This window comes from Kitasatospora sp. NBC_01266 (assembly GCF_036242395.1).
GTDB lineage: Bacteria > Actinomycetota > Actinomycetes > Streptomycetales > Streptomycetaceae > Kitasatospora.
This window is the reverse complement of record NZ_CP108458.1, coordinates 1,682,993-1,696,922: the sequence shown is the minus strand read 5'-3', so window position 1 is coordinate 1,696,922 and position 13,930 is coordinate 1,682,993. Positions and strand designations below refer to the sequence as shown.

11 protein-coding genes are annotated in these 13,930 nt (G+C 73.2%); 10 read left to right on the top strand and 1 reads right to left on the bottom strand.

The features are described 5' to 3' along the window. The first annotated feature begins 121 nt into the window (after window positions 1-121). The 9 genes from OG403_RS07445 to OG403_RS07405 all read left to right on the top strand — a co-directional run bounded on the left by OG403_RS07445 (window position 122) and on the right by OG403_RS07405 (window position 12,667). Window positions 122-1,105, top strand: coding sequence for an isocitrate lyase/phosphoenolpyruvate mutase family protein (locus tag OG403_RS07445; RefSeq protein WP_329562463.1), 984 nt, complete (start codon window positions 122-124; stop codon window positions 1,103-1,105). Further along, the gene (gene aepY, locus OG403_RS07440) at window positions 1,102-2,271 is read left to right on the top strand and encodes a phosphonopyruvate decarboxylase (RefSeq protein WP_329562461.1); all 1,170 of its coding nucleotides are present in this window, start codon (window positions 1,102-1,104) and stop codon (window positions 2,269-2,271) included. Before OG403_RS07445 ends, aepY begins: the two co-directional genes overlap by 4 nt. Further along, a complete protein-coding gene (locus tag OG403_RS07435; protein ID WP_329562459.1) occupies window positions 2,268-4,520 on the top strand; it encodes an FAD/NAD(P)-binding protein in 2,253 nt (750 codons plus the stop codon). Before aepY ends, OG403_RS07435 begins: the two co-directional genes overlap by 4 nt. Next, window positions 4,517-5,893, top strand: coding sequence for a DUF6002 family protein (locus tag OG403_RS07430; RefSeq protein WP_329562457.1), 1,377 nt, complete (start codon window positions 4,517-4,519; stop codon window positions 5,891-5,893). The genes OG403_RS07435 and OG403_RS07430 overlap by 4 nt, the downstream gene beginning before the upstream one ends. After that, window positions 5,890-7,017: a hypothetical protein gene (locus tag OG403_RS07425; protein ID WP_329562456.1), complete on the top strand. Its 1,128-nt coding sequence runs from the start codon at window positions 5,890-5,892 to the stop codon at window positions 7,015-7,017. The genes OG403_RS07430 and OG403_RS07425 overlap by 4 nt, the downstream gene beginning before the upstream one ends. Continuing rightward, window positions 7,007-9,145 carry a molybdopterin-containing oxidoreductase family protein gene (locus tag OG403_RS07420; RefSeq protein WP_329562454.1) on the top strand — a complete coding sequence of 713 codons (2,139 nt, stop codon included), beginning with the start codon at window positions 7,007-7,009 and terminating at the stop codon, window positions 9,143-9,145. Before OG403_RS07425 ends, OG403_RS07420 begins: the two co-directional genes overlap by 11 nt. Beyond that, the gene (locus OG403_RS07415) at window positions 9,142-10,614 is read left to right on the top strand and encodes an MFS transporter (protein ID WP_329562452.1); all 1,473 of its coding nucleotides are present in this window, start codon (window positions 9,142-9,144) and stop codon (window positions 10,612-10,614) included. Before OG403_RS07420 ends, OG403_RS07415 begins: the two co-directional genes overlap by 4 nt. Before the next feature lie 23 nt (window positions 10,615-10,637). Continuing rightward, window positions 10,638-11,792, top strand: a complete 1,155-nt coding sequence (locus OG403_RS07410) for a M20/M25/M40 family metallo-hydrolase (protein ID WP_329572161.1) — start codon at window positions 10,638-10,640, stop codon at window positions 11,790-11,792. Between the two features lie 152 nt (window positions 11,793-11,944). Beyond that, on the top strand, window positions 11,945-12,667 hold the full coding sequence (locus OG403_RS07405; protein ID WP_329562451.1) for a GntR family transcriptional regulator: 723 nt from the start codon (window positions 11,945-11,947) through the stop codon (window positions 12,665-12,667). Window positions 12,668-12,815: 148 nt separating this feature from the next. Here the strand turns inward: OG403_RS07405 and OG403_RS07400 are convergent, their stop codons facing one another. After that, entirely contained in the window at window positions 12,816-13,304 is a 489-nt protein-coding gene (locus OG403_RS07400) for a GNAT family N-acetyltransferase (protein WP_329562448.1), read from the bottom strand. Between the two features lie 104 nt (window positions 13,305-13,408). Between OG403_RS07400 and OG403_RS07395 the strand changes: the two genes are divergently transcribed. Further along, a complete protein-coding gene (locus tag OG403_RS07395) occupies window positions 13,409-13,927 on the top strand; it encodes a DinB family protein (RefSeq protein ID WP_329562447.1) in 519 nt (172 codons plus the stop codon). Window positions 13,928-13,930 lie beyond the last annotated feature (3 nt).

Here is a 13,930-nt window from a genome sequence, read left to right as displayed (position 1 = left end):
CGCGTCCTGCACGATCGATCGGCCATTTCCCTGATGGACCGTCAGGACGCCCCCCACTCTGGCACCTTCGTCATCCGGGCTGCCGTGTGCGCGCCGTGTGCCTTGGAAAGGAATGGTCGTCTTGAGTGCTGACCGACTCCCCGTGCCGACCCCCGTCCAGCGTGAGTCCGTGCTGCGGTCCAGCGCCGCCGCCAAGCTGCGCGAGCTGCTCGACAGACCCGGCCCGGTACGCGCCGCGGGCGCGCACAACCCGCTGGGGGCCCGGCTCGCCGAGCGCGCCGGGTTCGACGCGGTCTGGTCCAGCGGCCTGGAGATCTCCGCCTCCCAGGGGCTGCCGGACGCCGACATCCTCACCATGAGCGAACTGCTCTCGGTGGCACAGGCGATGGCCGCCGGCGTCGGCGTGCCGGTGATCGCCGACTGCGACGCGGGCTACGGCAACGCGAACAACGTGATGCACATGGTCCGCCGCTACGAGGCCGCCGGCATCGCCGCGGTCTGCATCGAGGACAAGTGCTTCCCGAAGGTGAACAGCTTCATCCCGGGACGTCAGGAACTGGTCCCCACCGAGGAGTTCTGCGGCAAGATCGCCGCGGCCAAGAGCGCGCAGTCCGGCTCGGACCTGGTGGTGATCGCGCGGCTGGAGGCCCTGGTGGCCGGCTGGGACCTGGACGAGGCGATGTCCCGGGGCGAGGCCTACGCCGAGGCCGGCGCCGACATGGTGCTGATCCACGCCAAGGGCTCCTCGCCGCAGCCGGTCCTCGACTTCCTCAAGCTGTGGCGGATGCCGCAGCCGGTGGCCGTGGTGCCGACCACCTACCACACGGTCACCGCCGACGAGTTGTCCGAGGCCGGCGCCAAGCTGGTGATCTACGCCAACCACGGTCTGCGCGCGGCGATCACGGCGGTCTCCGCCGCCTTCGACACCATCCTGCGCGAGGGGCGCACCACCGGCATCGAGGACCGGATCACCCCGCTGAGCACCGTCTTCGACCTGCAGGGCATGGGGCGGTTCCTGGAGGCGGAGAAGCGCTTCGTGCGGCGCCCGGCCCAGGTCGAAGGGGTCGTGCCGGGCCCGGCCCAGGTCGAAGGGGCCGTGCGATGACCCCGCCGCCCGCCGCCACCGCCACCGCGCCCGCCACCACCGCCACGCCGCTGGAGGCCGCCGCCGTCGCGCGGACGCTGCTCGAAGCGGGCTTCGGCCCGTTCTACGGCGTGCCCTGCTCGTTCCTCGGGCCGCTGATCAGCGTCCTCCAGGAACGGCACCCGGGGGTGTACCAGGCGGCCGGCAACGAGGGCGAGGCGGTGGCGCTGGCCGCCGGGGCCAAGCTGGCCGGCCGGCAGCCGGTGGTGATCCTGCAGAACTCCGGACTCGGCAACGCGGTGAACCCGCTCACCTCGCTCTGCCACACGCTGCGCACCCCGGTGCTGATGCTGGTCACCTGGCGCGGTCGGCCCGGACAGCCGGACGAGCCGCAGCACCGCCTGATGGGCCGGATCACCCCGGACCTGCTGGCCTCGATGGAGGTCCGCTCGGAGCTCTTCCCGCAGGACCTGGCCGAGCTGCCCGCCGCGCTGGAGCGGGCGGCCGAGCACATGCGCGAGACCGGGCTGCCGTTCGCCTTCATCGTCCCGAAGGGGAGCATGGCGCCGTACACCCCCGCCCCGGCGGCGTCCTCCGACGAGGTGAGCGCGTTCGCCGGACTGGCGCTGCGCAGCGAGGCGATCGCCGCCGTGGTCGAGGCCTCGGACCCGGACACGCTGCTGATCGCGACCACCGGCAAGACCGCGCGCGAGCTGGAGCGGGACTGGGACCGGGGCGGCAACCTCTACGTGGTCGGCTCGATGGGCTGCGCCTCCAGCATCGGCCTCGGTGTGGCGCTGAACGCGCCCGAGCGCTTCGTCACGGTGATCGACGGTGACGGCGCCGTGCTGATGCGGATGGAGGCGATGGCGACCATCGGCCGCAGCGCCGCCTGCGGGTTCACCCACGTGGTGCTCGACAACGAGTCCTACGAGTCGACCGGCGGCCAGCCCACCCAGTCCGCCGGAGTGGACTTCGCCGCCATCGCCGCCGCCTGCGGCTACCGCAGCCAGGTGGACGTGGCGGACCTCGACGAGCTGGCCGAGGCGGTGCGCCGGTCCCAGGCGGTGCCCGGTCCGCACTTCCTGCGGGTGCGGATCCGGCCGGGCTCCGACCCGGCGCTGGGCCGCCCGGCGCTGGCGCCCTCCCAGGTGGCCGCCCGGTTCGGCCGGGCGGTGCGGGCATGACGGACGAACGGGCCCGGGGTCGGTCCGAGGCCTTCCGGCTCGCGGTGGTGGGTGGTGGCCCGCGCTCGACCTACGCGCTGGAGCGGCTCGCCGCGACCATCGACCGGCTGAACGGCCGCCGGCTGGTCGTCCACGTGTACGAGCTGGCCGGCGAGTTCGGCGCCGGGCAGGTGCACAGCGCCGAGCAGCCGCACAGCAGTTACCTCAACCGGGCCGGCTCCCAGGTCTCCTTCGCGGCCGACCCGACGGTGCTGGGCGCGGACCCGATCCGGGCGCCGAAGGAGCGGCCGACCCTGCACGAGTGGTGCCGCCGGCGGTTCGAGGCGACCGGTGACCCGGCCTTCGACCTGGCGCCCGCCGACTCACCGCGCCGGCGTCAACACGGCCTGGCACTGCGGGAGATGTTCGACCGCTACCTGGCGGAACTGCGTCGGGTGCCCGGGGTCGGCGTCGTGCTGCACACCGAGGAGGTGACCGACCTGGCGCCCACCGGGGACGGCCGGTTCGCGGTGGTCTCCACCTCGGGCGTGCACTGCACGGCCGACCGGGTACTGCTGATCACCGGGCACTCCAGCAACGACTGCGCGGGCGACCCCGGCCCCGAGGCCTACCAGGACTTCGCCCGGCGCACCGGCGCCGGCTACCTGCCGAGCGCCTATCCGCTGCAGCAGCGCCTGTCGCCGCAGGCGCTGGCCCCCGGCGGCACGGTCGGCTGCGCGGGACTCGGGCTGACCGCGATCGACCAGATCCTCTACCTGACCGAGGGGCGCGGCGGGCACTTCCAGCCCGACGGCGACCGGTTGAGCTACCAGGCCTGCGGTGCCGAGCCGGCCACGGTGTACGCGTTCAGCCCGAGCGGGGTCTTCCCGTACACCCGGCCGCTGAGCCGCAAGGACCGACCGCACCAGGGACGGTTCCTGACCCTGGAGGCGATCGACCGCCTGCGGGCCTCCGTCGGCCTGGCGACGGGGGAGGGCGAGCGGCCCCGGCTGGACTTCGAGGCGCACGTGCTGCCGCTGATCGTCCTGGAGATGGCGTACGTGCACTACCGCACGCTCTTCGGGCCGACGGCCGGCGACCTGATCGAGGCGGCGGTGCGGGACGCCTACGAGCGCTTCCTGGCGGGACCGATCGAGCCCGGGACGGTCGAGCGGCTGCTGCCGGACGTCGACCGGATGGCCGACCGGATCGGTGACGCGCTGCGCGAGGTACTGGCCGGCCGGTGCTCGCTCGCCGCGGCCGCCCACGCGCTGCCCGGCTGGGACGCCACCGGTTCGCTGGCCCGCTGGCTGACCGTGGTCTTCGGACCGGAGCTGGCCGGCACGGTGGCGCTCGACTGCCACCGCCGTGAGCCCGTCGTGCTGCCGCAGACCTCCCGGTGGCGGCTGGAGACCGATCCGGCGCTCAACCGCTTCGACTGGCAGGAACTGCTGCACCCCGTGCGGACCCCGCCCGGCGCCAGTGCACAGGAGTTCAAGGCGGCCTACCTGGACTTCCTGGACCGCGATCTGCTCTGGGCGAACCACGGCAGCCTGGACAACCCGTACAAGGCCGCCGTCGACTGCGTCTGGCGCGACCTGCGCTTCGTGGTCAGCCACGCGGTGGACGGCGGCGGGCTGAGCGCCGATTCGCACCGCCGGTTCCTGGACGAGCACCGCCGCTGCCAGAACAAGCTCTCCGGCGGCGCCGCGCCGGTGGTGATGGCGAAGATCCGGGCGCTCGTCGAACACGGCGTGCTGGACATCTCGGCCGGGCCGCGGGCCACCGTCCTGCTGGACGAGGAGCACGGGCGGTTCGTCCTGCACGGCCGGGACACCTCGCTGCGGGTGCCGCTGGACGTGCTGCTCGACGGCCGGGTGCACCCCTTCGACGCGGCCCGCGACATCCGCCCGCTCTACCGCAACCTGGTCGACCGCGGGCTGATCCGGCTCTGGCGCAACACCACCCCGGGCCAACCGGACTTCGTGCCCGGCTTCCTGGACCTCGACCGGCACTACCGGCCGATCGGCCAGGACGGCCGGCCGGTCGAGGCGCTGACCGTGTTCGGCCCGCCCGCCGCCGCCCGCAGCACCTACCAGTTCTCGGCGCTGCGTCCGCAGCACAACGACGCCGTGATGCGCGAGATCGTCGGCTGGGTGGACGGCGTCTGGGCCGCGTTCGACGGCAGGCCCGCCCCCGGGCCCGAGGCGCACCGGGAACCTCCGCAGACATCCCAAGGCCGGACCCCGAGACCAGCGAGGCTCGCGTGAACCACATCGACAACGCCCTGGCGCACTACTACGACGTCCTCAAGGGCGCCATGAACGGGTACCAGCGGTCCGCCGACTTCGTCCCCTCGGACCAGTTCCTGCCGGACTTCGACCTGCCCGTGCTCGACGCCACGATGGAGAAGTTCCTCCAGCCCTCCGGGATCGGCGTCGCCGACCTGGGCGACTACGGCGACTGCTCGCTGCGGCTGCTGAACCTGATGGGCAACCCCGGGACGCGGACCACCAAGACCTTCGGCTCGATGATCAACGTCGCGCGGGCGGTGCACCACATCAGGACCACCGGCGAGCGGGTCGTCATCATCACACCCTCGTCACGCACCAGGCCCACCGTCACCGCCCGTTCGACGGCGCTGCGCAGCGCCGTCGAACGGGCGGTGACGGTGGGCCTGGTGCGTGACACCGAGCTGCAGATCGTCACGGCGGTCCCCGAGGCCTCGCGGCACAAGCTCTGGTCGTCCGCGCTCAGCGACGATCCGCGACTGCGGGAGCTCAACCCCATGGCGGTGCTGCCGTGCGAGGTCCCGGTGCACGTCAAGCTGATGATCGCCGAGTTCATGTCCCAGCACAGCGAGGAGTTCCAGCAGCGCTACGGGGTGCGCCTGTGGCACACCCTCGAACTGCGCAACTACATGGTCGCGGACATGGTCCGGGCGCTGGCCGAGCACGACCTGATGCCCGACAGCGGGCGCGGCCGGATCCACGCGCACTCGGTGTCGAGCGCCCTGGGCCTGCTCGGGCTGCAGTTCGGCCACGACGAGCTCGCCAAGCTCGGCATCGACCTGCCGGCCCTCCAGCTGATGCTGGTCCAGCACCTGGGCACGCCGGACATGGTGCTCAGCCTCTACCACGACTCCTTCGACCCGGACCTGGTGCCGGCCTACCGGCGGCGCGCCTCGGACGGGCTCTACGTCCAGGACCAGGACCCGCACTTCCCCTCGGTCACCTTCGACCCGGCCGAGCACCTGGACGCGACCTTCTACTCCAGGACGCCGGTCACCTCGCCGCGGATCAACGCCGTCATCCGGCAGAACGGCGGCGCCGGGATCGTCGTCTCGCTCTACGAGTGCCTCCAGCGCTACAACGAGGTCCGCGACCTGATCGCGGTCTCCGGCGGCGTGCACCTGCCCGCCGACCCGCGCAGGCTGCGCGAGTGGAGTCTGGTGATGGCGGTGACCGGAGTGCTCAACGGGATCGACCGGGGGCTGATCGGCGACCGCGACGTGCTGATCCACGCCTCCGGCAGCTACAGCGACGAGGACTACACCGAGCTCGGCCCCGCGCACAGCGTCCAGGTCCAGGGCGTCGAGGACTTCACCCGGGCGGTGCGGCGCGCGGTGGAAGCCGGCCGGTGAACGTCGCGCCGACCGGCCCGGTGCGCACGGTGGTGGTGGTCGGCAGCGGTGCCCTGGCGCGGAGCGTGGTGTACGCGCTCGCCGACACCGATCCCGGGCCCACCGCCGTGCACCTGATCGCCCGCTCCGCGGGCCGGCTGTCCACCATGGCCCACGTGGCGACCTGCCGGGCCGCCCTGCTCGGCTCGCCGGTGCGGTTCACCCCGCACCGGCTGGACGCCGAGCGGCCCGGGGACTCGGTGGCCGCGCTGGTCGGCGCGGTCGGCGCCGATGTGGTGCTCAACTGCGCCTCCACGCACTCCCCTTCGGAGGTCGTGGCGCGTCCCTCCGGCTGGACCGACCTGATCCGGGCGGCCGGCATCGCGCTGGCCCTGCCGTTCCACGCGAGTTTCGCGGCGCGGCTCTGCGAGGCCGTCGCCCGGTCGGGCGGGCCCGGCACGCTGTTCCTGAACGCGGCGCTGCCCGATGCCGTCAACCCGGTGCTGGCGGCGCTCGGCGGCCCGATCCACTGCGGGGTCGGCAACATCGCCACCGTGGCCGCCTCGTTGGCCGACCCCGGCGGTGGCCTCGGTGCCGGCGCCGCCGACGACCCCGGGCAGCGGTTGCGGGTGCTCGGGCACCACCACCACCTGGCCGCGCCCGCGGACCCGCGCGACGAGGCGCGGGTCTGGCACGGCGACGTCGAACTCACCGACGTCGGGCGCAGGTTGGCACCCATGCGGGCCTGCGACCGGCGGCTGCTGCACGAGCTGACCGGGCACACCGCCGCGCTGCTGGTGCGCGACCTGCTGCGCGAACGGGCGGTCCGCGCGCACGTACCCGGGCCGCTCGGCCTGCCCGGCGGCTACCCCGTGCGGCTGGCCGAGGGGCGGATCACGCTGGACCTGCCGCCCGGGATCACCGAGGCCGAGGCCGTCGACCTGCAGTCCCGCTGGGGACGCGCGGACGGCGTGGCCGTCGACCGCCACGGGAACGCCGAGTTCGCCGACCGGGTGCTGGCCGCGAGCGCACCCCACCTGAAGCTCCCCCCGACCGCCGAACCCGGACAACTCATCGCACTGGCGGATGAGTTGGCTGAGGTACGAGACCGGCTACGGAACGAGGAAGCCCGCAGTGACCGCTGACCGACCCAGTGGCCGGGAGCTGCCGCTGATCCAGCGGCCCGGCGCCTGCCCGCTGGACTGCCCGGACGGCTGCAGCTGGACGGTGGGCGTCCAGGACGGCACCGCCGTGCGACTCGACGGCCGCCGGGACCACCCTTTCACCCGCGGCACGCTCTGCGTCAAGGTGAACCAGTACCTGGAGCACACCGCCGCCCCGGACCGGCTGCGCCATCCGCTGCGCCGGGTCGGACCCAAGGGCGCCGGCCGCTTCGAACGCGTCAGCTGGGACCAGGCGTTGGACGAACTGGCCGAGCAGCTGGACACCATCCGCGGCACCTGGGGCGGGGAGGCGATCTGGCCTTACTGGGGCACCGGCAGCCTCGGCCACCTGCAGGGCATGCGCGGCCCGGCCGGCCAGCGCCTGTGGAACGTGCTCGGCGCCTCCGAACACCGGATGACCATCTGCTCGGTGGCCGGCACCGAAGGCGTCAAGCTCGCCACCGGGACCAAGCAGGGAATCGACCCGGAGTCACTGGCGCACGCCAGGCTGATCCTGCTCTGGGGCGTGAACACCCTCACCACCGGGCACCACCTGTGGCGCTTCATCAAGGAGGCGCAGCAGAACGGCGCCCACGTCGTGGCGATCGACCCGGTGCTGAGCCGCACCGGCAAGCAGTCCGACGAACACGTCGCCCCGCTGCCGGGCACCGACGGTGCGCTGGTGCTCGGCCTGCTGCACGTGGTCCTGGACCTCGGGCTGGAGGACCGCGACTACCTCGCCGAACACACGCTCGGCTGGCCGGAGTTCCGCGAACGCGTCCTGGAGTTCCCGCCGGCCCGGGCGGCCGCCGTCACCGGGGTGCCGGAGCGGCAGATCCGCGAACTCGGCGAGCGGCTCGCCCGGACCCGGCCGACCGCGATCCGCGCGGGCATGGGCATGCAGCGGCACGCGGGCGGCGGCGCCGCGCTGCGCCTGCTCGCCTGCCTGCCCGGGGTGACCGGGGACTGGCAGCACCTGGGCGGCGGCCTGTCCTACTCGACCGGCGGCTCCTTCGGCGGCGACGTGGCCGCGCTGCGCCGCGACGACCTGCGCCGGGCGCCGGTCCGCACCCTGACCATGACCCGGCTCGCCGAGGGCCTGCGGGACCTCGCCGACCCGCCCGTCAAATGCCTCTTCGTCTACGGGGCGAACCCGGCGGCCAGCGCCCCGAACCAGCCCGGCGTGCTGCGCGGGCTGGCCCGCGAGGACCTGTTCACCGTGGTCATCGACCAGTTTCCGACCGACACCGTCGACTACGCGGACCTGGTGCTGCCCACCACCATGCAGACCGAGCACCTGGACCTGCACACCGGCTACGGCCACCTCTACCTCGGCTGGAACGAACCGGCCGTGGCACCGCCCGGGGAGTGCCTGCCGGCCACCGAGATCTTCCGCCGGCTGGCCCGGCGGCTGGGGCTGACCGAGCCGAGCCTGTTCGACTCGGACGAGGAGCTGGCCCGCCAACTCCTCGACTGCGGGCACCCGTCGCTGGCGGGCATCACCGTCGAACGGCTGCGCGCCGAGGGCTGGGCGCGGCTCAACTACCCCACCGACCAGGTGCTGTTCCGCGACGGCTTCCCGACCCCGTCCGGCCGGCTGGAGTTCGTCTCCGAGGGCGCGAAGGCGCTGGGCCTGGAGCGGGTGGCCGGCTACACGCCCGCGCGGGAGGTGGCCGATCCGGCGCTGGCCCGACGGTTCCCGCTGGTCCTGGTCTCGGCCGCGTCCCACTACTTCATGAACACGATCTTCGCCAACCGCCCCGGCCTGGCCAAGCGCGCCGGACCGCCGAGCGTGGCCGTGCACCCCGAGGACGCCGCCCGCCGCGGCCTGGCCGACGGGACGCGGGTGCGGGTCTTCAACGACCGGGGCTCGTTCGCCGCCGTGCTGCGGATCAGCGAGGCGGTGCGGCCGGGCGTGGCCGCGACCACCAAGGGGTACTGGTCGAAGCTGAGCGGCGGGGCGGGCGTCAACGCCACGGTCGCCGAACGCGACGCCGACCTGGGCCAGGGCGCCGTGTACCAGGACAACCGGGTGGACATCGAGGCGGTGGCCGCGCCGGATCCGACGCAGGACAGCGCGCAGCACGAGGAAAGGTCGAACCAGGCATGACCGCCAGCTCGCTCGGTCAACAGGACGGCAGCCCCGCCGATCTGGTGGCACCCGCCGCGCCGGCCGCTCCGGCCCGGGCCGGCCTGGTGGTGCTGGCCTGCTGTCTCGGCTTCTTCCTGATCAACCTGGACGCCACCATCGTGAACGTGGCGCTGCCGGACATCGGTCGGCGCCTGCACACGGGCCTGTCCGGTCTGCAGTGGGTGGTGGCCGGCTACACGCTCGCCTTCGCCGGGCTGCTGCTCTCGGCCGGCGCGGTCTCCGACCGGATCGGCGCCAGCCGGCTGTTCGGCTACGGGCTGCTGGCCTTCTCGATCGCCTCGGCGGCCTGCGGACTCGCGCCCGACACCGGCGTCCTGGTGGTCGCCCGGGTGCTGCAGGGCGCGGCCGCCGCCGCGGTGCTGCCCGCCTCGCTGGCGCTGCTGCGCCAGTCGCTGGCGGACCCCGGGGCCCGGGCCAGGGCGATCGCCGTCTGGGCGGCGGGCGGCGGGGCGGCCGTCGCCGCCGGTCCGGTGGCCGGTGGCTTCCTGACCGCCGGGCTCGGCTGGCGGGCGATCTTCTTCGTCAACGTCCCGTTCGGCCTGCTGGCCATGCTGGGCGTCGCCCGCGCCACCCGGTCGGTGCCGCAACGCTCCTCGATCGACCTGCCCGGCCAGCTCGCCGCGATCGTCGCGCTCACCGGGTTCACCTTCGCCGTGATCGAGATCGAGCCGAAGGGCCTGCACTCACCGGCGGTGCTCCTCCCGCTGCTCGTCTCGATCGCCGCCGCGCTCTGCTTCCTGCGGGTCGAGTCGCGTGGCCTGTCGCGTGGCCTGTCGCGGGGCCGGTCAAGGGACCTGGCCCCCATGGTGAACCTGCGCGAGGTCAGGTCGCCGGTCTTCGCCTCCTGCCTGCTGACCGGTTTCGCGATCAACTTCGCCTACTACGGCATCATGTTCGTCTTCTCGCTGATCTTCCAGGAGGAGCGCGGCTGGTCGCCGGCCAGTACCGGCCTCGCCTTCCTGCCGCTGACCGTCTTCGTGCTGGCCGCGAACATCCTGTCCGGCCGACTCACCCGGCTGATCGGCCCCCGCTATCCGATGGCGGGCGCCCAACTCCTGGAGGCCGCCGGCTTCCTGTCCCTCCTGCTGGTCGGCGCGCACGGGCCCACCTGGCTGCTGCTGCTCGCGATGGTGCCGATCGGCATCGGCGGTGGCGTGGCCTCGCCGCCGATGATGACGGCCCTGCTCGAATCGGTCCCCGCCGAACGGGCCGGAGTGGTCTCGGGGTTGCTGAGCTCCTGCCGTCAGGCCGGCGGCGTCCTGGGCGTCACCGTCTTCGGCCTGCTGATCTCACCCGTGGGCTTCGGCATGGCCACCGGCCTGCGGGTGGCGGCGGGGACGGCGGCCGTCCTGCTGGCCGCGGCGGCGCTGGTCGCCTTCCGCTCGATCCACTCCGGAGTCGCCGCGCACGGAGCCGACGGGCGATGATGGGCGATGATGGTGGCGTGGAGATGATCAAGAAGGACGACCGGTCGGCCGAGTTGCGCCGCCGCACCGACCGCATGGTGGAGCACCTGGGCACGCTGGTCCGCGCCGAGACCCCCTCGGAGGACCTGGCCGCCTGTGCCGACGGGGCGCAGGTCGTCTCCCAGCTCGGCAAGGAGCTCCTGGGGGAGCCGGCCGAGTTCGTCGAGTCCGGCGGTCGCACCCACCTGCGCTGGCGGTGGCCCGCTCGCCCGGGTGGCGCCACCGTCGCCCTGATCGGGCACTTCGACACGGTCTGGCCGCTGGGCACGCTGGAGCGCTGGCCGTTCGCCGTGGACGAGGCCGCCGGTACCGCCACCGGACCCGGCTGCTTCGACATGAAGGCCGGCATCGTGCAGCTCTTCCACGCCGTCTCGGTGCTGGCGGACCGGTCCGGCGTCGAGATCCTGCTGACCTGTGACGAGGAGATCGGCTCGCAGACCAGCCGGCACCTGATCGAGGAGACCGCCCGCCGGGCCAGTGCCGCCCTGATCCTCGAAGCCTCCGGCCACGGCGCGCTGAAGACCGGACGCAAGGGCACCGGCATGTACCGCCTCGAGGTCACCGGCCGCGCCGCACACGCCGGCCTGGAACCCGAGAAGGGAGCCAACGCCCTGACCGCCCTGGCCCACCTGCTGCTGGCCGTCGACGCCCTGGCCCGGCCCGACCTCGGCTCCACCATCACCCCGACCCTGAGCGCGGCGGGCACGGCCAACAACACCGTCCCGGCCCACGCCTACGCCGAGTTGGACGTCCGGGTCAGCAGCCACGCCGAGGCCGACCGCATCGACGCCGCCCTGAAGGCCCTGACCACCGTCGTCCCCGGCACCTCGCTGACCGTCACCGGCGGCCCCCACCGCCCGCCGCTGACAGTCGAGTCGAGCACCGCGCTGTTCGAGCGGGCCCGCGCCCAGGCGGAGTCGCTCGGCCTGGGCCGGCTGCAGAGCATCACCGTCGGCGGCGCCTCCGACGGCAACTTCACCGCCGCGGTCGGCTGCCCCACCCTCGACGGCCTGGGCGCGGTCGGCGACGGGGCGCACGCGGAAGGCGAGTACGTCTCGATCGCCGCCCTGCCGCAGCGCGCGGCGCTGCTGGCCCACCTGGTCGAGGAACTGCTCGCGGGGGCGGCCCGGGTGGGCTGAAGGACCGACGAGGTGATCATCCGGAGCCAGGACGACCTCACCGATATGACGATCCGTCAGTGAGCGGTAGCCTGGACTTCCTCGCTACCGATTCCGGTCAACCAGTACGCTCCGTCCCGACAGCACACGGTGCCACCTGCGGAGTTGCCCACATGCCTGCTGAGAAGACGTTCACCCGAATCACCGACCACTACCGGCGCCTGATCCTCACCGGCGACCTCCCCGCAGGCGCGAAGCTGCCCACCAACAAGGAACTCGCCACCAAGTGGGGCGTCGCGGTCGAGACGGTCCGCAAGGCGCTCTCGCAGCTCCAGGTGGAGGAGCTGATCCGCACCAGCCCGCGCGGCACGTTCGTGGCGGACGAGACGCCGGCGACCGCGAGCCCCGCCGATCGGCTCGCGTCGGTGCGCAACACCATGCGGACGTTCATGGAGGGCGCGACCAGCATCGTGACGGCGGCTCAACTCGTGCTCCCGCCGGTCTACGTGGCCGACCTGTTCGACCTCGACCACGGCGACCAGATGGTCCGGCGGGAGTACGTCGCGGGTCGCAGCAGCGTGCGGACGCTGTTCGCCGTGGACTGGTTCCCGGCGCCGTTCGCGGTGCTGGTGCCCGACCTGCTCAGCACGGCGCCCGGCAAGAACGACGGCCTCACCGCCCGGGTGCTGGAAGCCACCGACCGCCACATCACCACCGCCCGCGACGACATGCACGGCCGGGCGGCCGACGCGCGTGAGGCGTCGGCCCTCGGGCTCGCCATCGGTGCGCCGATCCTGGCCGGCGCCACGCGGTGGGGCGATGGGGACGGTGTGATCCAGTACTCGGAGTGGTGCCTGCCGACCCGGCTGACCATCGGGTACGAGTACGGGGTCTGACGGGGGTGGTTCGAGCGCCCAGCGCCACAATCACCTACCGGGAACGGCTCGCTGGCCGGGCGGATTCTGGAAGCGCCTTGGCGAGGGACCGACGGCCATCACGCCGGGTGCACACGCGCTTCCTGATGACGAATCACGGGCGCTGGCACTACCGTCGGTCCAGGAACTGCCGGCAGGTGAGGATGTCGAAGCTGGTGCCGTCAGTGGTGGCGTGGAACGTGGCAACGTGGACGAACCCGAGCGATTCCACGACCTTGCGGGCCCGCGTGTTGAAGCCGGCCACGGTCACCCGGAAGGCCGCAGGACGGAAGCGTTCGTATCCGTAGGCCAGGCCGGTGGCGATCGCCTGTCGGCCAAGGCCGCGCCCCAGCCCCGTCAGCGCGGGCCGCAGACCGCCGCCCGTGTCCAGTGCGGAGTCGTCGTAGGAGCCGCCGGGTACCCGTCCTTCCACGCCGAAGGAGCGGTATCCGATGAGCACCCCATCGTCGACGAGGGCGACGTAGCCGTTGGCGGGGTCGGTGAAGAGCCCGGGATCGGCGGCAACGAGGTCGTAGCGTCCGTACGGCTCGGCGTACCGCCAGGTGACGATGTCTGCCGCGTATTCCTGGGTCATGGCGACGATCTGCACGAACGTCATCGAACCAAGACGCCCGCCGAGGGTCAATGCCCGCGTCCAGCGCGGCGGGCAGCGGGCAGCGGGCTTCGTCGGGTGCCGGCCCGCGTGGTGGCAGACTCAGGCCCATGACTACCTCCTTGCCCGAGCCGGACCAGCAACTCTCCGATCCCAGCGAGCTGCTGCTGGACTATCTCGACTACTACCGGTCCGTGGTCAGCGCCAAGACCGAGGGCCTGTCCGACGCGGAGCTGCGTGTCAGCCGGCTCCCTTCCGGGTGGACCCTGCTCGAGTTGCTGAAGCACCTCGTGCACATGGAGCAGCGCTGGCTGCGCTGGGCCTTCCGGGCCGAGCAGGTATCGGCGCCCTGGGGCGACCGCGGCCCGGCGGACCGCTGGTACGTCGGCCCGGAGGAGACAGCCGCCGACCTGCTCGCCGCGCTGCACGCGGGCGGCGAGTACACCCGAGCCGTCGTGTCGGGTACGCCGCTGTCCACCGTCGCCGCGGCCGGCGGGCGCTTCCCGGACGACGGCACCGCGCGGCCGACCCTGGGCTGGATCCTGTTCCACGTCCTGCAGGAGTACGCCCGTCACGCGGGCCACCTGGACATCGTCCGGGAGCTCACCGACGGCGTCACCGGCGACTAGTCG